Raw genomic sequence first — 21,883 nt, 5'->3', positions numbered from 1 at the left:
TGCGGCGGCGTGGCCCGGCGTGTCGTCGCCGTGGCTGCACACGCAAAACCGTGGCTGCACACTGTCAGCCGAGATCTACCCGAACGATGACGCTGTCGTCCCACAGGCCGCGCGATCGGGCCCGCCGCAGCTTTTCCCGCAGCGGCAGGTCGCGGTGCACATTGGTCACTCCCGGAATCTTGAGCAGCGGCACGATGTTCCACTGCCAGCCGTAGCGCTGGTGCAGCAACCGATTGGCCCGTTCGGCTTCCTCGCCCGACAACAGCGTCGCGCGTCCGGTCAGCGTCGGCGCCCCGTCGTGGACCCGGCCGCGGTAATCGCAGGCCACCAGTTCCACCTCGGGCCGGCCGGTTAGCCGCTTGGTCTTGGGTCCCGCCTTCGTGCGGAATACCAGGGCGTCGCCATCCATGGCGAACCAGATGGGGGTGTCCACGGGTGTGCCGTCGCGGCGAAACGACCGCAGCGAGGCGTAGCGGGCGGTGCTGAGGTGCTGAAGGGTATGCATGCTGCCAGTACAGAACTTAGAGTTGACTCTAAGTCAAGCATGAGTTGCCGGGAGGTCCGAGTGTCGCTGACCATTGGCGAGGTGGCTCGCGAATCCGGCGTCGCCGCGACCACACTGCGCTACTACGAGCAGATCGGCCTGTTACCGCAGCCCACGCGGCAAGGCGGCCAGCGCCGCTACGGCGACGCGGTCCTGGCCCGCCTCGAGGTCATCCGGCTGTGCAAATCCGCGGGCTTCGCGCTGGACGAAATCCAGCTGCTGTTCGCCGACGACGCCCCCGGCCGTCCGGCCAGCCGCGCACTGGCCGAGGCCAAACTCGCCGAGATCGACGCGCAAATGGCGGCGCTAGCCCGGGCCAGGGCCGTCATCGAGTGGGGCATGAACTGCACCTGCCCGTCGATCGACGCCTGCACGTGTGGCATCCATTCCGCCTAGAACTGGTAGCGCAAGATTCGCGCCTTGCGCGCGGAGACTTCGAACATGCCTGAGATCCTGGTGGCGAACCGAATCCAGCCCGGAAATAGCTCGACCTCCGGCTGGTGGGCCAGACTCGCCTCCTCGACGAGTGTGAGCGCCGGATTCCACTTCTCGGGCAGCCGGGGATCCTCGAACCCCGGATAGCCCCATTGCGCGCCGACGCTGCTGAACATCCGCTGCGGCGCCAACTTGACCGCAAGCCGGCTGATCCGGCCGATCCGGCCATAGTCGTTGAACGCCAACTGCCCGGAGCCGAAGTACGTCGTGATGCGCCGAAACAACGCGATCAGCACCGGCTCGGACAGGAACGCGAACAACCCGTCGGCGATCACCATGGCCGGCCTATCGGTGGGTATGGAGTTGGGCCAGGATTGATCGGCCACCGACGCGGTCAACACGTGGGCGCGCGGGCTGGTCGGCAGCAGTTGCGCACGTAACGCGCTGACCCCCGGCAGGTCGATGCTGTACCAGTCGACGGTGTCGGGCGGGCCCACCCGGAACGGACCGGAGTCGAGCCCGCCACCGAGGTCGACGACGACGGCGTCCGGGTGCTCGGCCGTAAAGGCCCGCACCCGCTCGTCGAGCATCTTGGCGCGCAGCGCCGTCTGGCACACCACGCTCGCGGGAATGCCCAGCCCAGCAAAGTCATAGTCGATTCGCTCGACGATTTTTGCGGCGAGGGTGTCGCCGAGAATCGGCCGGGGCCAGCTGCTGTCCAGTGCCCGGGCGTATTGGGTCAGCAATGCGGTCTCCTCGAGCGGCGTCAGGTCGTGCGCGCCGGTACGGGGTCGGGACCGCATGATCCGAACGTACTCGGCGGGCACCCGCGCGGGCAGGCGCTACCCCGCGAAATCCCAAAATGTGCTTCGAGCGACCCGGCCGCGGACGTACGCTCAGCCAGGGGAGGTGGACAAGCGCAGCTGGTCAGAGCCGTCCCGCCACCCGGTGACATTTGAGGAGAACGGACATGACGACGACCCAATCCGCGACGGCAACGGGGCGCGCGGCATGACCGACAAGCGGCTCGCGACGGCACGCGAACTCGGTCGGGCCGGCGTCCGAAAAGTGTTGCAGCGCACCGGGGTTATCGAGGAGGCGGTGATACCGTTGCCCACCGACCCGCCCGCGGTGACGCGGCTGCTGGGCGCGCCCTGGTACGACGAGCGGCTGACCAGGCTGGCCGATGAGCTGGGTCGCGACACCTCCCAGGTGCGCGCCGAGGCCGTCGGGTACCTGCGCGAGATGGCGGCCTCGCTGGACAAGCGGGCCGTGCAGGGCTGGCGCGGGTTCAGCCGCTGGCTGATGCGGGCCTACGACGTGCTGGTGGACGAGGATCAGATCGCGCAGCTGCGCAAATTGGACCGCAAAGCCACATTGGCGTTTGCCTTCTCCCACCGCTCGTACCTGGACGGCATGCTGCTGCCGGAAATGGTGCTGGCCAACCGGCTTTCGCCCGCGCTGACCTTCGGCGGGGCAAACCTGAACTTCTTCCCGATGGGTGGGTGGGCCAAGCGCACCGGCACGATTTTCATCCGTCGCCAGACCAAAGACATTCCCGTGTACCGCTTCGCGCTGCGCGCCTACGCCGCGCAGCTGGTGCAGGATCACGCCAACCTGGCGTGGTCGATCGAGGGCGGACGGACCAGGACCGGCAAGCTGCGACCGCCGGTTTTCGGCATCCTGCGCTATATCACCGATGCCGTCGACGAAATCGACGGTCCCGAAGTGTATTTGGTGCCAACCTCGATCGTGTACGACCAGCTGCACGAGGTGGAGGCGATGACCACCGAGGCCTACGGCGCGGTGAAGCGGCCGGAGGATCTGCGATTCTTGGTCGGGCTGGCTCGCCAGCAAGGTAAGCGGCTCGGTCGGGCGTACCTGGACTTCGGCGAACCGCTGCCGCTGCGCAAGCGCCTCGAGGAGATGCGCGGCGACGAGGTGGGCATCGGGACCGAGATCGAACGGATCGCGCTTGACGTCGAGCACCGGATCAACCGGGCGACGCCGGTCACGCCCACCGCCGTGGTGAGCCTGGCGCTGCTGGGGGCCGACCGGTCGCTGTCGATCAGCGAGGTGCTGGCCACCGTGCAACCGTTGGCCAGCTACATCACGGCACGCAACTGGGCGGTCGCCGGGGCGGCGGATCTGACGAATCGCTCCACCATCCGTTGGACGTTGCATCAGCTGGTCGCCTCCGGTGTGGTCAGCGTCTACGACGCCGGCACCGAAGCGGTCTGGGGGATCGGCGCGGACCAGCATCTGGTCGCCGCGTTCTACCGCAACACCGCGATCCACATCCTGGTCGACCGCGCGATCGCGGAGACGGCGTTGCTGGCCGCGGTGGAACACGCCACGAATGCGGCCGACGGCATGGTGTCGCCGGTGACCGTACGCGACGAGGCGCTGAACTTGCGGGAGTTGCTGAAGTTCGAGTTCCTGTTCTCCGGGCGAGCCCAGTTCGAAAAGGAGCTGGCCGACGAGGTTCGGCTGATCGGCCCGGTCGAGGACACCAGCAAGCCCGCGGCCGCCGCCGACGTGCGCAGGTTGCTGGAATCGGCGGACCTGCTGTTGGCGCACCTGGTGTTGCGGCCGTTCCTCGACGCCTACCACATCGTCGCCGACCGGCTGGCCGCGCTGGAGGACGACGAACTTGACGAGGACGAGTTCCTGGCCGACTGCCTGGAACTGGGCAAGCAGTGGGAACTGCAGCGCCGGATCGCCAGCGCCGAGTCCAGATCGATGGAGCTGTTCAAGACGGCGCTGCGGCTGGCCCGGCACCGCGAGCTGGTCGACGGTGGCGACCGCGAGCACCTGGCCAAGCGTCGCCAGGAGTTCGCCGACGAGATCGCGACCGCGACGCGACGGGTCAACGCGCTTGCCGAGCTGGCCCGGATTCGTCGAACCGCGAGCCCACCCAGCTCGTGTCACACCTGAGCAAGGACCGGGGGACAACGGGATGCGCGGTGCACTAAGCCACGATGGGGCCGCCAATGACGGCCAGACCTCGGTCGAAGCGTTCGACCGGTTTCTAACCGAAGAGCTGGTCCCGATGCGGATGTCGACTGACGACGGGGACGCCTTCCTGGCCGGAGGCAGCTCGATGGATCTGGGGCCCATGCGATTCTCCCAACTGTAGGCGCGCGAGGCGTTCGTGGCCGATCGCACCCGCAGGCACGTCGCCGCCGCCGCGGGGGCTACCTCAAGGTCGGACTTCAGCTGTCCGGGCTCTCCGCCGTTTCCCAGGGCCGGAGGGCAAGCACGGTGCAGCCTGGACAGCTCACGGTCTATGACACCAGCCGGCCGTACCGGCTCGCCGCGGGCCCGTTGTTCCGCGCACACACGATGCTGTTCTCCCCCCAGGCGCTGCAGTTGTCGGCCACGGAGCTGGACCGCCTGTGGCTGCGTCCCATCGATTGCCGGGCGGGCCTGGGCGCAGTGCTGGTGCGCTACCTGAACGGCCTGCGAGAGCTCGACACCCGGACACCTTAGACCGGCGCAACATCTGGGCGCCGCCGGCTTGGACTTGCTGGCGGCGTTGTTCGCCGAGCACTTGCGGTCCGCGGTGTCGCCCCGACCCGCAGGAGGGCCGGGCGAGTCTGCTGTGGCGAGTGCGGGCCAATATCGAGGACCGGCTGTCCGACCCCGATCTCGACGTGCCGAGTATTGGTGCGGCGCACTACATGTCGGTTCGAACGCTGCAGAAGCTGTTCCACGGCGAACAGCAGACCGTGACGGGATGGATCCACACGCGGCGGCTCGAGCACTGCCACTGGGACTTGTGCGATCCGACGTTCGTGTCGCACTCGATCGGCGCCATCGCCACCCGTTGGGGTCTGGTCGACCAGGCCCACTTCTCCCGGCTGTTCAAGTCGGCCTATGGGGTCTCGCCGCGGGATTACCGCCTCACCACGTGTTCCAGTGAATGAACTGCTCGGCCGGCAACCGCTTGGCCGGTCGAAAGTCCGTGCCTTTTGTGTAGGCGATCGGGAACAGGCCACCCTGGCTGTACTCGTCGTAGGGGATGTCCAAAATGTCGGCAGCTCGCCGCTCGTTCTCGGGCCGGACGACGTGGAACGTCGTCCACGCGGAGCCGAGCCCCCGGGAGCGCAACGCGAGCATGAAGCTCCACACCGCGGGCAGCAGAGAACCCCAGAAGTCGGCGGTGATCCCGGCGGGCTTGTTGTCGGGACGGCCCTTCAGGCAGGGCACCAGCAGCACTGGGACTTCATGCATGTGCGCCGCCAGATACCGTGCCGAATCGGCCACCGCGGGAAGCTGTTTGTCCCGAACGTCGCCGTAACTGGGCAGCGGCAGGTTGCCGAGATAGTCGGCGGCGAACTCGCGGTAGATGTCGGCCAGCGCGCGCTTGCGTTCGTCGTCCTCGACGAAGACCCATTGCCAGGCTTGCTGATTCGATCCCGTCGGCGCTTGCAGCGCGATCTCCAGGCATTCGACGAGCACCTCGCGGGGGACCGGCCTGTCCAGGTCCAGTCGCTTGCGCACGCTGCGGGTGGTGGTGAGGACCTCGTCGGCGGACAGGTTGAGGCGCGGTGCGCGGGCAATATCGGTCATGTTTGCATTCCTTGCGTGATCGGACTGGAGAACGTGCTCACTTGACGAGAAGACCGGCGTCCACCGGCAGAGTGACGCCGGTGATGTAGCGCCCGGATTCGCCGCACAGGTATACGATCGCCGCGGTGACGTCCTCGGGGTCGACGAGTGGCACCGGCAGAAGGTTGGCGAAGGCTTCGGCGAAATCCGGATGTTCGGCGAGGTAGGCGTCAACCGACTCATTCTGGATCATGGGCGTGGCGACACCGGTGGGGTGCACGGAGTTTACGCGAATCTTGTCCGCGGCGAGCACCGTCGCGAAGTAGCGCATCAACCCGACCACTCCATGCTTGGCAGCGGTGTAGCCGGCCAGGCCATGCTCGCGGGTGCCCGTGCTCCGTCCGAGCGATTTGAACCCGGCCACGGAGCTGGTGATCACGATGGCGCCCCCGTCACCGTGCCTGAGCAGGGCGGGCAACGCGGCCTCTATGGTGAAGTAGACACCGTTGAGCATGATGTCGATCGAATCCAAGTAGGCCCGCATGGTCGGTTCCGGGAGGCCGGGGCCCGGCGCCAACCCGGCGTTGGCCAATACGAAATCCAGGCGGCCGAGCTTGGCGACCCCGTCGGCAACGATGGCTTGGAGCCGCGGGAAGTCGCGCACGTCGGCCTGGTCGGCCACGATGCGGCGGCCGGTCTTCTCGACCAGGTTTACCGTCTCGTCGAGGTCTTCGCGCCGGGACATCGGGTAGGCCACGCTGTCGACCTGCTGGCAGATGTCGATCGCGATGATGTCGGCGCCCTCTCTGGCGAACCGCACGGCGTGCGCCCGGCCCTGCCCCCGCGCGGCCCCACTGATGAACGCGACCTTTTGCTCGAATTGCCCTGTCATTAACCCCCTCCAGTCGTCGTTGCACTTCGCCTCCACTGTGCGCGCCACCGGGCGGGTTTATTTGTATGCGCGCGAAACGAAGTTGTCCGGAGGCGCCCACTGAGGCGCCGCGCACCGCGGGAAGCGGAGCAGCAGGGGTCCACACGTGTCGCGACAATCGGGCCGGTCGGGGGTGGGGCGTGACGGCGCGGGCCCACCAGCCCGGACCGCAACAGCACCTGCTTGCCGACGGGTTCCGGGTTACCGCGGGGGTGGACCGTCGTTGGTCATGCACTACTTCGGCAACAACGTGGATCTGTCGTCGCGGTGTCGCGCCTCGAGGTCAGCTTTTCCGACCTGGCCAGCGTCGCGCCCGACCTCTTGGCTGACGTGCTGGTGCCACTTTCGTCCAGGTGCGGAATCCCCGGGCTCGTTCCTCCCGCTGTTACGCGGCGCCGACCAATCGGACCGCGGCTGATGCGCTGCTCGTGGTGTTCGTGGAATAGGTGGCCCCCGTGCTGGCCGCCATTACGACAGTCGCGGACGCCAGACCGCGCCGACGAACGGGCCGCACTGGTCAATTCCAACGTCCTGGGCGTCGCGATGGCCCGCGCGTAGTGGCGTGCCGTCGCTTGCCGGGATGGACGACACGACTCTCACCGAGTGGCCGGGCCCGTCCTGACCCGCGCTACTTGACTCGGCCGGAGCCGTGAGGGCCACAGGCGGGAAGACGTTTCGGCATTCGACGATGTGGATGTGCCCATCGCCGCACGACAACTGCGCCGGAAGTCGTCGCTGAGAGCCGGGCACGTCTGCTCTAGTGCCGCGGCCCAGCGACGGTTCGATGCACGGACCCGCGCACTACAGTTGACCCATGCCACTCACCGGAGAGTACGAACCTTCGCCCTGGGACTGGTCGCGCGAACAAGCCGAGAAATATGCCGAGTCCGGCGGAAGCGAGGCCGCCGACATGAAGGGCAAGCCGATCATCTTGCTGACCACGGTCGGGGCCAAGACCGGCAAGCTCCGCAAAACCCCGCTGATGCGCGTCGAGCACAACGGCGAATACGCCGTCGTCGCCTCGCTCGGCGGCGCCCCGAAGAACCCGGTCTGGTACTACAACATCGCCAAGAACCCGCGAGTCGAGCTGCAAGACGGGCCGGTCACCCGCGACTACGAAGCCCGCGAGGTGTTCGGCGACGAGAAGGCCGTCTGGTGGGAGCGGGCGGTGGCGGCCTGGCCGGACTATGCCGAGTACCAGAAGAAGACCGAACGCCAGATCCCGGTGTTTGTGTTGACCCCGGTGGATTGAGCCGATTAGGCAGGTGGCGGGTGGTGCGTGGCACCATTGACCGGTGTCCGCCTCACTGAGCCAGAGCCCGAGCATGTCACCGCTGCCCGTCCTGACCGCGGCCGACATTGACGCCGCGGCCCAGCGAATTGCCGCGGTGGTCACGCCCACTCCACTGCAGTACAGCGACCGGTTGTCGGCGATCACCGGCGCGCAGGTTTACCTGAAACGGGAGGACCTGCAGGTGGTGCGGTCCTACAAGCTGCGAGGTGCCTACAACCTGCTGGTACAGCTGTCCGCGGAGGAGATCGGCGCCGGGGTGGTGTGCTCCTCGGCCGGCAATCACGCGCAGGGCTTCGCCTACGCGTGCCGGGCCCTCGGGGTGCGCGGCCGCGTCTATGTGCCGGCGAAAACGCCCAAGCAGAAGCGCGACCGGATCCGCTATCACGGCGATGGGTTCATCGAGCTGATCGTGGGCGGGTCGACCTACGATCTGGCCGCCGAGGCCGCGCTGGAAGACGTGCAGCGCACCGGCGCCACGCTGGTGCCGCCGTTCGACGATGTCCGCACGATGGCCGGCCAGGGCACCATCGCCGTCGAGATGCTGGACCAGCTGGACAAACTCGGGGTGGGGGAGCCGGACCTGGTCGTCGTCCCCGTCGGCGGGGGCGGGTGCATCGCGGGCATCACGACCTATCTGGCCGAGCGGACGTCGAGCACCGCGGTGCTGGGCATCGAGCCGGCCGGGGCTGCGGCGATGATGGCCGCGCTGGCCGCCGGTGAACCGGTCACCCTGGATCACGTCGACCAGTTCGTCGACGGCGCCGCGGTGAAACGGGCGGGCACGCTGCCGCATGCCGCGCTGGCTGCCGCGGGCGACATGGTCTCGATCACCACGGTCGACGAGGGCGCGGTGTGCACCGCGATGCTGGACCTGTACCAGAACGAGGGCATCATCGCCGAACCGGCGGGCGCGCTGTCAGTCACCGGCCTGCTGGAGGCCACCGACGGGCCGGTCGAGCCCGGCTCCACGGTCGTCTGCCTGATCTCGGGCGGCAACAACGACGTCTCCCGCTACGGGGAGGTGCTCGAGCGGTCGCTGGTCCACCTCGGGTTGAAGCACTATTTCCTGGTGGACTTTCCGCAGGAACCCGGCGCGCTGCGGCGATTCCTCGACGAGGTGCTCGGACCCAACGACGACATCACGCTGTTCGAGTACGTCAAGCGCAACAACCGGGAAACCGGTGAAGCGCTGGTCGGGATCCAGCTCGGGTCGTCGGCCGACTTGGACGACCTGGTCGCGCGGATGCGGGAGACCGAGATTCACGTCGAGAAGCTGCACCCCGGGTCGCCGGCCTACCGCTACCTGCTGCTGTGACCCGTCACCCGCGGGTACCGCGTCCGTTAGTCGGGCGCGACGATCGCGGGACCGAGGCCGCGGCGATCGCCGAGGCGGTGCGCAACTCCGGCCGCTCGAGGGTGCGCGGCGAATCCACGGCAAACGGTTCACAGGCCGTGCCGGCCGAGCCAGACCTTGATCGTGTCCGCGACCACCGCCCAGCCGGGTTCGATCATCATCTCGTGTCCCATCCCGGGTATGAATACGGGTTGGGTCTGGTAGGCCTTCGCGGTCCGACGGACGTCGCTCTGGCTGTAGATCTGGTCCTTCTCGCCGCCGATGACCAGCAGCGGCGTGCTGACCTTTGCCGTACGCACCAGGTTGCCGGCCACCATGTCGAAGAAGATCGCCCGAGCGCTGTCGGATTGTAGCCGCGCTGCGAAGGCGGCGGCCAGATCGTCGGGCGCGTAATCGCCGAAGAAGAGTTCCCGGGCCCCCGCCGCTGAGGGCCCGCACAAGGCAGTAGGTTTGCCGGTAATGGAGAACTTCATGGAACGCCAAGGGTTTCGGGCCACCGACCGGAGCAGCGACAGAATCTGACCTCGCGGCGGTGCCGAACCCATGAGCACCGCGGCGGGTAGTTCGCGACCCTCCAGGTACTTTTGCACCACGAATCCGCCCATCGAATGCCCGATCACCACCGGTACTGCGGGCAGCTTGTCCGCGACAGTTCTCACGTCGCTGAGGTAATGCGAAATCGAGCAGAGCCGTGAGGGTTTGGCGGGGGAGCTGCCGCCGTGACCGCGCATGCTCAGCGCCACCGCGCGAAAGCCGTGTGCGGCAAAGAAATCGAGAAAATTCACCTCCCAGCACCAGCTGGCCTGCCACGCGCCGTGCACGAACAGCAGCGGGGCCGGGTGCTGCGGGGTCGCTTCCCCTTTGTCGATCACTTCGAGCATCAGAGTTCTCTTTTCCGTGTGTCAGGGTCCGCCACAGCGGCTCAGCGCAACGCGGTGCCCCAGCAAACCTGTTGGCGCAACTTGGTTTTGAGCAGTTTTCCGCCCGCATTGCGGGGCAGCGGGTCGCGGACCACCGCGACGTATTGGGGAACCTTGTAATCAGCGAGCCGGCGGCTGCAGTAGTCGATGACCGCGGTCACGTCGATCTCGTGCTGCCCGCCGACCAGTACGGCGCCGACCTTCTCGCCCAGCACGTCGTCGGGCACGGCCAGCACGCACGCGTCGGCGACGTGGGGTGCCGACAGCAGCACCCCCTCGACCTCGACGCTGGACACATTTTCGCCGCCGCGGATGATGATGTCCTTCAGCCGATCGATGATATGCACCCGGCCCGCCTCGTCGGCTCGGACCATGTCGCCGGTGCGTAGCCACCCGTCCACCATCGACTCGGCAGTCGTTTCCGGCCGATTCCAGTAGCCCGCAGTGACATTGGCTCCGCGCACCGTCAGTTCGCCCACATTCGGATCGTCACCGATCGGGATGACTCCCAGGTCCACCGACGGCACGGCATACCCCACGGAATCGGCGTGCTCGATGGCGTCCGAGTCGGGCAACATGGTCATCAGTCCGGCCGACTCGGTCATGCCATACCCGTTGAATGTCCGGGCCCGCGGGAAGGCGACCTTCAATCTGCTCACCAGCGACGGGGCGATCGGCGCGCCGCCATAGCCGACCCAGCGCACCCCGGACACGTCGGTTGCGGCAAAGCCTTGGTGACGCAACAACAGCGAATAGATGGCGGGAACCGTCACCAGGAACGAGATGCGTTCGGCTGCCAACGCGTTCAGCATCGCCTCGACGTTCAGGGTGGGCATGATGACCGAGGCGCCACCTTGGTAGGTAATCGCCAAATGTTGTACACCACAACCTGTTACGTGGAACAGCGGCACCGAGATCAGCGTGCGTAGCTGGTCGGCGTCGGGCGCGAGTCCGACGGTTCTGGCCCCGTTCTCGCAGTTGGCGACAAACGCCCGGTGGGTGGTCGGCACCCCCTTGGGGCGGCCGGTGGTCCCGGAAGTATAAAAAAGCGCCGCCGTGTCGGCGCCCTGCAGCCCCTCGGTCACATACGGTCGCCCATCGGGCAATGCCTTGTCAGGGGTGAGGTCGATGCGGGCGCCCGAGTCGGCCAGCACGAACTCGATTTCGGATTGGTCCGATCGGGTGTTCACCAAGGTCGCGATGCCGCCTGCCATCACGGTGCCCCAGAACGCCAGGACCCAATCGAGCCCGCCGGGGTAGCGCACCGCTACTCGGTCACCCCGGGTCAGGCCGTGTTCACGTAGTCCCCCCGCAACGCGGGCGGCACGGTCCCACAGCTGCCGGTAGGTCATCCGGTCGCCGCCGAGTTCGACGACTGCCTCGCTGTCCGGGTGGTCGTCCACCCGCGCCGCAAGCATGTCCAGCAGGGTGGTTGGCAACTGGTCGTAATAGGGGACGCCGCTGCTGTCACGACGAGTGCCGGTAACAGGAAAGGGGTTGCGGTCGCGGGGAATCTCGCGGATCAAGACCATCGGTGGCCCACCGGCAGCGACGCTTCGACGTAAGGAATTGGCATTGGCGATCACGAACCTTCGGATCGAGGGGACAGTGGCGGAACCGCGTCGTACCGGGCACGATGGTGAACCGTCGCTTCGGCCCATTAGACTGTGTACACCGCTTACATTAGGACGCGTATGTAAGCATTGTCTACACTGCGGAGTATGTGATCTGGCTCATGCCGAAGATGCGTTACCACCATGGGGATCTGGCCGCGGCGTGCGTACGCGCGGCGATGGAGCTGCTTGAGGAAGACGGCGGCACTGCGGAACTTTCGCTTCGCGCGGTGGCTCGGCGAGCCGGGGTGTCCCCGGGGGCGCCCTACCGTCATTACGCGGATCGCGACGCCCTCATCTCCGCCGTGGCCGCGGTCGGTTACCGAGAGCTGGCCGCATGCATGGCCGGCGCTCATCCCGCGCCGGCGACTCCGGACGACCTCGTGGCGATCGGCACCGCGTACGTCGAGTTCGCGGTACGCCGGCCCGCGCTGTTCCACCTGATCTTCGGCGCGCCGTGCGATCGGGAGAATGCCGAGCGAGTCGCGGCGACGATGGCCATCTGGGACCTGGTCAGCGGCGGGGTACGCAGAACGTATCCCGACTCCGACGTCGAGGCGCTGTCCAACGCCGTCTGGAGCCTGGTGCACGGGTTGGCGTTCCTGCACCTCGATGGCAAATTCGACGCCTCCGACCCGGCGGCGGTGTCGGACCGGGTGGGCGCCGCGACCCGGGCGATCCTGGCTGCCACCTACCAGCCCGCGTCGGTCTAGACGACCTGCGGCGCGACGCCGCAACCGTTACGGCAGGCGCAATATTGCTACCGAATGGCCTTGCAGCACCGTGCCATCGGCGCTTGTGGCCGGCTCGCCCCAGGCAAGAATGACGTCGCCGACCATCGGAATCGTCACCGGCTCGGTGCCCAGGTTGCACACGATGCGAAACTGGCCGCGGGACAACACGATCCAGCGCAGCTCTTCGTCGTAGTCGACGGCGAGGTGGTCCAGCCAGGGATCGGCCAGGTCGGGTTCCTTGTGGCGCAGGATGATCAGGTCCCGGTAGAAGCCGCGCAACCGGTCATGCGGTGCGGAGTCCAGTTCGCCCCAGTCCAATTTGGAGCGTTGGAACGTTTCCGGGTCCTGCGGATCGGGAATCTCGTCGGCGTCCCAGCCGTGCTCGGCGAACTCGGCCTTGCGTCCCTCGGCGGTGGCCCGGGCCAGCTCCGGCTCGGGATGCGAGCTGAAGAACTGAAACGGCGTCGACGCTCCCCATTCCTCACCCATGAAAAGCATTGCGCTGTACGGGGAGGCGAGCACCAGGGCGGCCTTGATCGCCAGCTGCCCGGGGTCGAGGTTCTGCGATGGGCGGTCGCCGAGGGCGCGGTTGCCGACCTGGTCGTGCGTGCAGGTGTAGGCGAGTAGCCGGCTGGCCGGGATCGCGTGGGTGTCCAGCGGGCGGCCGTGCCGTCGGCGGCGGAACGACGAATAGGTGCCGGCGTGGAAGAACCCGCGGCGCAACGTCTCCGCGAGCGTGGCCAGCGAACCGAAGTCCGCGTAATAGCCCTGACGTTCGCCGGACACCGCGGTGTGGATGGCGTGATGGATATCGTCGGCCCATTGCGCGGTGAGGCCGTAGCCGTAGTGATCCCGCGGCGTGATCAGTCGCGGATCGTTGAGGTCACTCTCGGCGACCAACGACAGCGGCCGGCCCAGTTGCTGTGCGAGCCAATCGGTTTCGGTGGCCAATTCTTCGAGGATGTGCACGGCCGTGGTGTCAACCAGGGCGTGCACCGCGTCTAGCCGCAGACCGTCGGCGTGAAAGTCGCGCATCCAGCGCAACGCGCAGCCGATGATGTAGCGACGCACCTCGTCGGAATCGGCGTCGGCGATGTTGATGCCCTCGCCCCAAGGGTTGCTGCCCGACGACAGGTACGGGCCGAACCGCGGCAGGTAATTCCCGGACGGGCCCAGGTGGTTGAACACCGCGTCGATCAGCACGCCCAAACCCCGCGCGTGGCAAGCGTCGACCAACCGGACCAAACCGTCGGGGCCGCCGTAGGGTTCGTGCACGCTGTACCAGAGCACGCCGTCGTATCCCCAGCCGTGGGTTCCCGCGAAGGAGTTGACCGGCATCAGCTCGACGAAATTGACACCGAGATCGACCAGATAGTCCAGCTTTTCGATGGCGGCGTCAAAGGTGCCCGCCGGGGTGAAGGTGCCGATGTGCAGCTCGTAGATCACCGCGCCGTCCAGCGTCCGGCCGGGCCAATCACCGTCGGTCCAGCTGGCGCCCGCCGGGTCCCACAGTTGCGAGCGCTCGTGCACCCCATCGGGCTGGCGAGCCGATCGCGGGTCGGGCAACACGGTGGGGTCGTCGTCGAGCAGATATCCGTAGCGGGCGTCGCGGCCGTCGTCGACGTCGGCGTGCCACCAGCCGTCCCGGGTGCGGGTCATCGGATACACCGTGCCCTCGACGTCGAGCCGGACCTGCTCGGGCTTAGGGGCCCAGACGCGAAATTCAGCCATGATGGCGCTCCAGCAGGACGACGGGCAGGTCGGCGAACAATTGGGCAGCGGACGTCGGCCCGTCCGCGATGGCCCCCGTCAGCGTGTCCTTCCAGGTGCCCTCCGGCAGCGTCAACACGGTGTTCCCCCAGCCCTTTTCGGTCAGCCGCACGGTCCAGCGGGTGACCGCGACCACGATGTCGTCACCCCGGGCAAACGCCAGCACATGATCGGCGGCTTCGCCGTCGGCGAGCACCGGGACGTAATCGCCGTGGCCGAAGGTGTCCGGATGGGAGCGGCGCACCCGCAGCGCCGTCGTGACCACCCGCATCTTGGGGTGTTCCAGGGCGGCGAGGGCGGCCCGGCGCGCGGCATAGTCTATGGCGCGGCGGTTGTCGGGGTCGACGAGGCTGTCGTCCCACAGCTCGGTGCCCTGATAGATGTCGGGGATGCCCGGCACGGTCAAGGCGAGCAGCTTCTGACCCAGCGCATCGCTGGCGGCGTGCGGATTCAGTTGGGCGACAAGCTCGGTCAGCTGCCCGGCCACGGGCCCATCCAGCACGGTGTCCACCCATCGATGGACCGAATCTTCGAACGCGGTGTCCGGGTCGTTCCACGAGGTGTGCAGGGCGGCTTCCCGAATGGCCTTCTCCGCGTAGGCGTGCAACCGGTCACGCAACTTGCCGGTGATCTCTCCGCTGACCGGCCACACGCCGAAGATGTTCTGCCACAGGAACTGTCCGGTTGCGGAATCGGGGGATGGCGCCTGGGCTTCCCAGCGCGCCACGAATTCGGTCCACAACGACGGGACCTGCGACAGCACGCCGATGCGGGCGCGCACGTCCTCGCCGCGTTTGGTGTCGTGAGTGGACAGCGCGCTCATCGCCTGCGGCCACAGCCGTGCCCGGGCGGCGGCCCGGTGGTGGAACTCTGCGGCGCCGACACCGAACCGCAGCGGCTCGCCGCCGACCTCGTTGAGCGACACCAGCCGGGCGTCGCGGTAGAACAGGCAGTCCTCGACGGCCTTGGCCGTCACGGCCCCGCACAGTTGCTGCAGCCGGGTGGCTGGCTCGCCACCGTGGGCCAGCGCCGCGGTGAGTACCTGAAGCGCGGGGCCCAGTTCCGGTCGCGCGGACTGGGTTTCGGCTAGCGCGGTGGGCAGGACGGCGCTCAGGCCAAGGTAGTCGGTGCGGTACACGTCGATATGGGTGAGCAGCTGGGCAATCGCCTCGGGTAACTGCGGGTGATCGGTGCCGGCGGCCGTCGCGACGGCGCGCAGCAGCCGGGCCAGCTCGCTGCCCAGGGTGTCGGTGGCCACCTGCACCTTGAGGTCGGCCAGCTGCCGCGGCATGCCGTGATAGTCGACACCGGCGAACTCGACGAGTTCGGTAAGCGCCGGCGCCCCGGCGGGGTCGACGAACACCCCGCCCACCTCGCGAAGGACGTCGTATCCGGTGGTGCCCTGGATCGGCAGCGTGGGTTCCAAAGCCTCGTCGACCGCCAGGATCTTCTCGATCACGATCAGCGCCTGCGGGCCGAGCAGGTCACGCAGCCACGCCAAATAGCCGGTGGGATCCGATAATCCGTCGGGGTGATCGATGCGTACCCCGTCGACGAGTCCCTCGCGGACCCACCGCGCGACCTCGGCGTGGCTGGCCTCGAACACCGCCCGGTCCTCTTGGCGCAAACCGGCCAGCGAGGTGATCGAGAAGAATCGGCGATAGCCGACGACGCCGTTGCGCCAGCCCACCAGCCGGTAATGCTGGCGGTCGTGCACCTGCGGTCCGGTGCCGTCCCCGGTGCCGGGCGCGATCGGCAGGGTCAGCTCACCTAGCCGCAGCAGGTCGCCGTCCACCTTCAGCTCGGCGACGTCGTCGTCGGATCCCAGCACCGGCAGCACGATTCGGCCCTGCTCGTCGAGGTCCCAGTCGATGTCGAAAAACGTTGCATACGAGGATGATCGACCGTGTCGCAGCACGTCCCACCACCATGGGTTCTGGGTGGGCTGGTCGACCCCGACGTGGTTGGGCACGATGTCGACGATCAATCCGAGACCGCGTTCGGCGGCGGCGGCCGACAATCGCGCCAGGCCGTCGGGGCCGCCCAGCTCCGGTGAGACGGTGGTCGGGTCGGTGACGTCATACCCGTGCGTCGATCCGGTGACGGCGGTCAAGATGGGCGACAGGTACAGATGCGACACACCGAGTTCGTCGAGGTAGTCCAGCAGTTGCACGGCATCGGCGAATGTGAATGCCTCGCCGCTGGCGGGACCGCGCAGCTGCAAGCGATAGGTGGATAGCACCGGAAAGGCCATGTGTCAGGCGGTCTTTCGCAGAATCAGCATCGAGCGGCCCGGGATGGTCAGCGTTTCCTCCGCCGTGACGACTTGACCCGCGTCCCCGGTGGGGCAGTTGGTGTCCAGTTCGACCGTCCATTCCTGCGCGTAGTCGTCGCGGGGCGTGACGAACTCGACGTCGCAGTTGTGGGCGTTGAAGCACAGCAGGAACGAATCGTCGACCACGCGCTCTCCTCGGGCGTTGGGTGCGGTGATGGCCTCGCCGTTGAGGAAGACTGCGACGCATTTGTCGAAGGCCTGATTCCAGTCCTCGTGGGTCATCTCCCGGCCGGACGGCGTCAGCCAGGCGATGTCGCGGGCTTCGTCACCGCTGCGAATCGGCTCGCCGTCGAAGAACCGACGCCGCCGAAACACCGGGTGCCTCTTGCGCAGCTTGGTCGCGCGGCGGGCGAACGTCAGCAGATCGGCGTTCTTGTCCACCAAAGACCAATCCATCCAAGCCAATTCGGAGTCCTGGCAGTAGGCGTTGTTGTTGCCCTGCTGGGTGCGCCCCAGTTCGTCACCGTGGGCGATCATCGGCGTGCCCTGGCTGACCATCAGGGTGGCCCAGAAGTTGCGCATTTGCCGGCAGCGCAGCTCGACGATCTCCGGGTCGTCGGTGGGCCCTTCCACTCCGCAGTTCCACGACCTGTTGTGGCTTTCGCCGTCGCGGTTGTCCTCGCCGTTGGCCTCGTTGTGCTTCTCGTTGTAGGAGACCAGGTCGGCCAGCGTGAACCCGTCGTGCGCGGTGACGAAGTTGATGCTGGCACTCGGGCGTCGACCGGTCGCCTCGTACAGGTCCGACGACCCGGTCAGCCGGGAAGCGAACTCGCCCAGGGTTGCGGGCTCGCCCCGCCAGTAGTCACGCACAGTATCGCGGTACTTCCCATTCCACTCGGTCCACAAACCCGGGAAATTTCCCACCTGATAGCCGCCCTCGCCGACGTCCCACGGCTCGGCGATCAATTTGACCTGGCTGACGATCGGATCCTGTTGCACCAGATCGAAGAACGCGCTCAACCGGTCCACGTCGTGCAGCTCCCGGGCCAGGGTGGCGGCCAGGTCGAAGCGGAACCCGTCGACGTGCATCTCGGTCACCCAGTACCGCAGCGAGTCCATGATCAGCTGCAGCACGTGCGGGTGGCGCGGGTTCAGGCTGTTGCCGGTGCCGGTGTAGTCCTTGTACAGCCGCAGGTCCTCGTCGACGAGCCGGTAGTAGCCGCGGTTGTCGATGCCCCGGAAGTTGATGGTCGGGCCCAGGTGGTTGCCTTCGGCGGTGTGGTTGTAGACCACGTCGAGGATGACCTCGATGCCGGCTTCGTGCAGGCTGCGCACCATCATCTTGAATTCGGCGACCGCGCCGCCGGCCTGCCGGTTGGACGCGTACTGGTAGTGCGGGGCGAAGAACCCGAATGTGTTGTATCCCCAGTAGTTTCGCAGCCCGAGGTCCAGCAGTCGCTGGTCGTGCATGAACTGATGCACGGGCATCAGTTCCAGGGCGGTCACGTTGAGCGCCTTGAGGTGGTCGATGATGGCCGGATGGGCCAGCGCGGCGTAGGTGCCGCGCAACTCCTCGGGAATGCCGGGATGGGTCTGGGTCAGGCCCTTGACATGGGCCTCGTAGATCACCGTCTCGTGATACGGCGTCAGGGGCGCGCGGTCGAAGGCCCAGTCGAAGAATGGGTTGATCACCACGCTGGTCATCGTGTGGCCCAACGAGTCGATCATCGGGGGCGTGCCGGTGATCGCGGTGTCGCCGTCGGGGTCGATGGCCTTCAGGTCGTAGGAGAACAGCGCCTGGCCGAAGGTGAAGTCGCCGTCGAAGGACTTCCCGTACGGATCAAGCAGCAGCTTGCTCGGATCGCACCGGTGCCCGGCCGCCGGATCGAACGGACCGTGCACCCGAAATCCGTAACGTTGTCCCGGCGTGATGTTGGGCAGGTATGCGTGCCAGACGTAGCCGTCGACCTCGTCCAGCGGGATCCGCGATTCGGTGCCGTGCTCGTCGATCAGGCACAGGTCGACCTTCTCGGCGATCTCGGAGAACAGCGAAAAGTTAGTGCCCGCGCCGTCATAGGTGGCGCCGAGGGGATAGGCGTCTCCTGGCCAGACGGTGGGCAGTGTGGGTCTGGGGTGAGCCGGTGCAGCACCCGAAGCTGCGGCCGGATCGGAACCCGGGTTGATTGACGGCACCATGTGACCTTATCCGCGGTGGGCTGTCCTGTCTGACCTACCACCAACCGGTCGCGGTCGCGATCTGCAGGCCGAGCTCGTGGGCCATCGTCCGCATGTAGGTGGGAGTCAGGTGGTGAGCGCCGTGGTAGATCAACACATTTCCTTCGACCGGTCGACAAACATCGCTGCGGCAGATGGCATCTGACATGTCGAGCACCTTGAGCAGCGGGAATTGCTCGACGAAGTCCAGGGTTTGGTTGCGGTCGGAGAGCAACTCGGAACGTTTGATCGAGCACGACGCGGGGGTGGCACCCTTTTTGGCCAGGCAGTCCGCCGGGTCGAACGGTTGGCCGTTCTTGACCAGCCACGGGGTGTCGCGCATACCGAGGATCGGAATGTTGTTGTCGGACAACGTTTGCCAAATGCCGATGTACGTCGCGGGCATCACGTCACCGCTTTTGATGTTCCAGGGGCGGGTGGTGGTGGTGAAGACGTAATCGGGGCGGTCGGCGACGAGTTTGTCCATCGTGCGTTGCACCCACTCGCGACATTGCGGGTACGGGGCGTTGTTGCCCATGATCAGCGGGACCTGCTCGGTCGACAACGGGCAACCCATTTTGAGATATGTCACAACTTTGAAGTGATGGGCGTGTCCCAGGATATCCAGGGCCGGCAGCCAGTGCTCGGCGTGTGAACCGCCGGCCAGCGCGATGGTCCGCGACGCCGCCTGGTCGCCATAGATGCAGTTGACCACCGCCGGGTTGACGAAGTCGCTGATGCAGCCGTCCGGGGTGGAGGCCGGCAGATCGTCCTTGACCTCCAACACGCTGGGACGCATCGGCAGTTTGGGCACCCGCACGTGCTCGGTCAGGGCACGGGCACCGGGGTAGTCCTGCGGGTTGAGCACGGACAGTTCCTTGCCGGCCGCGCGCAACACCGTGACGTGCTGACGCCAGGTGAACGAGGTGGCGGTCAGCGTGACGCCCAGCAGCACGACCAGCCCGCCCAACGCCATCGTCGGCCGGCGCCAGCCCACCCACCAGGACCTCGCCGGCGTGACCGTCGCCCGCTCGGTGCCGCGCGGTGCCCGGTAGCGCAGTGGATCCTCGACCAGGCGGGTGGTCAGGTATGCCAATAGGCCGGAGATCAACAGCACCGCCGAACCCTCGAGGAAGTTGGCACGCTTGTGGCCGCTGTAGGAGAGCCAGAAGATCAGCAGCGGCCAGTGCCACAGGTACAGCGAGTAGGCGATAGCGCCCAGTTCGACCAGCGGACGGGTGGCCAGCAGGCGATTCGGCAGCGGCATCCGGTTGCCCGCCCCCAGGTTCGCCCCGGCCAGGATCATCAGCATGGTGGCGCCGACCGGCACCAGGGCCCACGAGCCGGGGAATTCGTCGACGCCGTCGATCAACGCCCCGCAGGACACGATCGCGGCCAGCGCGACGGTGGCGGCGGCGGTGCGCAGCCACATCGGCCACCGGATGTAGGTCACGACCGCGCCGATGAGCGCGCCGAGCAGCAGCTCCCAGCCGCGCGCGAAGCTGTCGTAGTAGGCGATCGACTGGTCGGCGCCGTGCGCGTAGATCGCGTAGCCGAACGACGCCACGGTCAGCACACTGAGCAGCACCAGGAACAGGGTGCGCAGGTGCGCCTTGAGCAGACGCCGGAACGCCACGGTGCAGCCGAAGATCAACAACAGGAAGGCGACGTAGAACTGGCCTTGCACGGACATCGACCAGATGTGCTGCAGCGGGCTCACGGCTTCACCGGCACGCAGGTAGTCCGAGGCGGTGTTCGCCAGCTCCCAGTTCTGGTAGTAGCCGAGGCTGGCCAGGCTCTGGTCGGCGAAGGTCTCCCAGCGTGTTTGCGGTTGCACGAGGATGGTGAGCACCGCGCACCCGGCCAGCACCACGACGAGAGCCGGAACCAGCCGGCGGATCAGCCGGATGATTTCTGCGATCGGGGACAACGACACCGCCGGGTTGAGCGCGGCGCGCAAAATCTTGCCGCCGAAGAAGAAGCCGGACAATGCCAGAAACACGTCCACCCCGCCGGACACCCGGCCGAACCAGATGTGGAACATCGCGACCAGCGCAATCGCGATGCCGCGCAAACCGTCCAGGTCGTAGCGGTAGAACTCCTGAGATCCCTTGGTCGGCGCGCCGCCGGCGGCCGGTTTTGCGGCAGCGGCGAAGTGCGGGAACGGCGACGAGATCTGCATGGTCACCGTTAATTTACCGAAAACCGCCACCTGCGCCTGACCACCCGCCTTTCGGCGAGGCGGCCTGGCGGAGCAGGTAGCGGTGTTCGGAAGGCTGGGAACCTACGGCGTCGTGCCCGTCGGGGACGGCTGCAGCAGTGCCTGCAGGTTCGGCAGCTGCGGCATTTGCGGCAGCTGCGGTTGGGCCGGCTGCTGCTGCAGCGGGGCGGGCTGCAGCGGCGGTTGCTGTGCCTGAAGCTGCTGCAACGGGGCCTGCTGGGTCGGCAGCTGCTGTAGCGGCGTCTGTTGGGTTGGCGCCTGCTGCGCCGGGGCTTGCTGCAGCGGCGTTTGCAGCGGCGACTGGGCGCCGAGCACCCGCACCAGATAGGGCGTCATGCCGTTGGTGCGTACCGGCGAGACCTGCACGACGTCACCCACCTCGAGCATTTGGTTGTTGCCCAGGTACATGGCGACGCTTTGGGTGCCTTCCGGGCCGTAGAAGATCAGGTCGCCCTTCTGTGCCTGTTGCGGCAGTACCTTCTGCCCGACTCGGTACATCGCCCCGGACGAGCGTGGCAGCTTGATGCCGGCGCCGGCGTAGGCGTATTGCATCAGGCCCGACGCGTCGAAGCCGACGGTGTTGATGCCGGTGCCGGTGCCTCGAGAGGGGCCGTTGATTCCGCCGCCCGCCCACGAGAAGGGCACGCCGCGCTGCGACAGGCCCCGGGCGATCACCACGTCGGTGACTTGCTGGTAGTCCGTGGCCCGGATTCCCGGGTCGGCCGCGGCGATCACCGGGGCGGCGGCCATCGGCGCCGCCAAGATGGCGAGGCCGACAGCAAACGTATAGATGCGCTTCATGGGAGTTCCGCCCTTCCTGAACTCTGTCGGGTCAAGGCCTTGGCGCGGTAGGTCGCCTCGGCCGCCGTGCGATGACTCGCGACGACCCGAGGGTCGAACGCCGCCTCCTTGCGGGGACGTGAATCAGTCGGTTAACCCGGTGAGTCACACCAGTCACTGCAGACACTTTTTACAACAGAACAGCGCGCCCGAAAATAGCCGCTGAGCTCCACGAAAGATTTTT

At 67.1% G+C, this 21,883-nt stretch carries 19 protein-coding genes; 8 read left to right on the top strand and 11 right to left on the bottom strand.

Annotated features, from left to right (window positions below):
• Window positions 1–64 precede the first annotated feature (64 nt).
• Window positions 65–505: a PPOX class F420-dependent oxidoreductase gene (locus tag AWC25_RS20355; RefSeq protein WP_069399513.1), complete on the bottom strand. Its 441-nt coding sequence runs from the start codon at window positions 503–505 to the stop codon at window positions 65–67.
• Window positions 506–565: 60 nt separating this feature from the next.
• Between AWC25_RS20355 and AWC25_RS20350 the strand changes: the two genes are divergently transcribed.
• Window positions 566–940: a MerR family transcriptional regulator gene (locus AWC25_RS20350; protein WP_372513466.1), complete on the top strand. Its 375-nt coding sequence runs from the start codon at window positions 566–568 to the stop codon at window positions 938–940.
• Here the strand turns inward: AWC25_RS20350 and AWC25_RS20345 are convergent.
• Window positions 937–1,782 carry a class I SAM-dependent methyltransferase gene (locus AWC25_RS20345; RefSeq protein ID WP_069399549.1) on the bottom strand — a complete coding sequence of 282 codons (846 nt, stop codon included), beginning with the start codon at window positions 1,780–1,782 and terminating at the stop codon, window positions 937–939. The genes AWC25_RS20350 and AWC25_RS20345 overlap by 4 nt on opposite strands.
• Window positions 1,783–1,990: 208 nt before the next feature.
• On the opposite strand from AWC25_RS20345, the gene AWC25_RS20340 reads away from it, so the two are divergent.
• The 4 genes from AWC25_RS20340 to AWC25_RS20325 all read left to right on the top strand — a co-directional run bounded on the left by AWC25_RS20340 (window position 1,991) and on the right by AWC25_RS20325 (window position 4,908).
• Window positions 1,991–3,916 (top strand): lysophospholipid acyltransferase, encoded by a 1,926-nt coding sequence (locus tag AWC25_RS20340; protein WP_069399548.1) that lies wholly within the window; start codon window positions 1,991–1,993, stop codon window positions 3,914–3,916.
• A 22-nt stretch (window positions 3,917–3,938) separates the two neighbouring features.
• Window positions 3,939–4,118 (top strand): hypothetical protein, encoded by a 180-nt coding sequence (locus tag AWC25_RS20335; protein WP_084229209.1) that lies wholly within the window; start codon window positions 3,939–3,941, stop codon window positions 4,116–4,118.
• Window positions 4,103–4,471, top strand: a complete 369-nt coding sequence (locus tag AWC25_RS20330) for an AraC-like ligand-binding domain-containing protein (RefSeq protein ID WP_085167353.1) — start codon at window positions 4,103–4,105, stop codon at window positions 4,469–4,471. Before AWC25_RS20335 ends, AWC25_RS20330 begins: the two co-directional genes overlap by 16 nt.
• Window positions 4,472–4,590: 119 nt before the next feature.
• Window positions 4,591–4,908, top strand: coding sequence for a helix-turn-helix transcriptional regulator (locus tag AWC25_RS20325; RefSeq protein ID WP_084229207.1), 318 nt, complete (start codon window positions 4,591–4,593; stop codon window positions 4,906–4,908).
• Here AWC25_RS20325 and AWC25_RS20320 read toward each other — a convergent pair.
• A complete protein-coding gene (locus AWC25_RS20320; protein ID WP_069399511.1) occupies window positions 4,886–5,554 on the bottom strand; it encodes a nitroreductase family protein in 669 nt (222 codons plus the stop codon). The genes AWC25_RS20325 and AWC25_RS20320 overlap by 23 nt on opposite strands.
• Window positions 5,555–5,591: 37 nt before the next feature.
• Window positions 5,592–6,425: a mycofactocin-coupled SDR family oxidoreductase gene (locus AWC25_RS20315; RefSeq protein ID WP_069399510.1), complete on the bottom strand. Its 834-nt coding sequence runs from the start codon at window positions 6,423–6,425 to the stop codon at window positions 5,592–5,594.
• 853 nt (window positions 6,426–7,278) lie between these two features.
• Between AWC25_RS20315 and AWC25_RS20310 the strand changes: the two genes are divergently transcribed.
• Together AWC25_RS20310 and ilvA are read left to right on the top strand one after the other, a co-directional pair.
• Window positions 7,279–7,716 (top strand): nitroreductase family deazaflavin-dependent oxidoreductase, encoded by a 438-nt coding sequence (locus AWC25_RS20310; RefSeq protein ID WP_069399509.1) that lies wholly within the window; start codon window positions 7,279–7,281, stop codon window positions 7,714–7,716.
• A gap of 43 nt (window positions 7,717–7,759) precedes the next feature.
• On the top strand, window positions 7,760–9,073 hold the full coding sequence (gene ilvA / locus AWC25_RS20305) for a threonine ammonia-lyase IlvA (RefSeq protein WP_069399508.1): 1,314 nt from the start codon (window positions 7,760–7,762) through the stop codon (window positions 9,071–9,073).
• A gap of 128 nt (window positions 9,074–9,201) precedes the next feature.
• On the opposite strand, the gene AWC25_RS20300 is transcribed toward ilvA, so the two are convergent.
• A complete protein-coding gene (locus tag AWC25_RS20300) occupies window positions 9,202–9,993 on the bottom strand; it encodes an alpha/beta hydrolase (protein WP_069399507.1) in 792 nt (263 codons plus the stop codon).
• Between the two features lie 41 nt (window positions 9,994–10,034).
• Window positions 10,035–11,564: a class I adenylate-forming enzyme family protein gene (locus tag AWC25_RS20295; RefSeq protein ID WP_211281062.1), complete on the bottom strand. Its 1,530-nt coding sequence runs from the start codon at window positions 11,562–11,564 to the stop codon at window positions 10,035–10,037.
• Between the two features lie 203 nt (window positions 11,565–11,767).
• Between AWC25_RS20295 and AWC25_RS20290 the strand changes: the two genes are divergently transcribed.
• Window positions 11,768–12,358, top strand: coding sequence for a TetR/AcrR family transcriptional regulator (locus AWC25_RS20290; protein ID WP_069399546.1), 591 nt, complete (start codon window positions 11,768–11,770; stop codon window positions 12,356–12,358).
• Between the two features lie 27 nt (window positions 12,359–12,385).
• Here the strand turns inward: AWC25_RS20290 and treZ are convergent, their stop codons facing one another.
• The 5 genes from treZ to ripD form a co-directional block, all read right to left on the bottom strand.
• The gene (gene treZ, locus AWC25_RS20285; protein ID WP_085167352.1) at window positions 12,386–14,110 is read right to left on the bottom strand and encodes a malto-oligosyltrehalose trehalohydrolase; all 1,725 of its coding nucleotides are present in this window, start codon (window positions 14,108–14,110) and stop codon (window positions 12,386–12,388) included.
• Window positions 14,103–16,403, bottom strand: a complete 2,301-nt coding sequence (treY, locus tag AWC25_RS20280; protein WP_085167351.1) for a malto-oligosyltrehalose synthase — start codon at window positions 16,401–16,403, stop codon at window positions 14,103–14,105. Before treY ends, treZ begins: the two co-directional genes overlap by 8 nt.
• A 3-nt stretch (window positions 16,404–16,406) precedes the next feature.
• Window positions 16,407–18,620 (bottom strand): glycogen debranching protein GlgX, encoded by a 2,214-nt coding sequence (gene glgX / locus AWC25_RS20275; protein WP_085167350.1) that lies wholly within the window; start codon window positions 18,618–18,620, stop codon window positions 16,407–16,409.
• Between the two features lie 34 nt (window positions 18,621–18,654).
• Window positions 18,655–20,820 (bottom strand): acyltransferase family protein, encoded by a 2,166-nt coding sequence (locus AWC25_RS20270; protein ID WP_085167433.1) that lies wholly within the window; start codon window positions 20,818–20,820, stop codon window positions 18,655–18,657.
• A 102-nt stretch (window positions 20,821–20,922) separates the two neighbouring features.
• Window positions 20,923–21,660 carry an NlpC/P60 family peptidoglycan-binding protein RipD gene (gene ripD, locus AWC25_RS20265; protein WP_069399502.1) on the bottom strand — a complete coding sequence of 246 codons (738 nt, stop codon included), beginning with the start codon at window positions 21,658–21,660 and terminating at the stop codon, window positions 20,923–20,925.
• Window positions 21,661–21,883 lie beyond the last annotated feature (223 nt).

Source organism: Mycobacterium sherrisii (assembly GCF_002102355.1).
GTDB lineage: Bacteria > Actinomycetota > Actinomycetes > Mycobacteriales > Mycobacteriaceae > Mycobacterium > Mycobacterium sherrisii.
The sequence above is the reverse complement of the archived record's forward strand: the minus strand, read 5'-3'. Positions and strand labels throughout refer to the sequence as shown.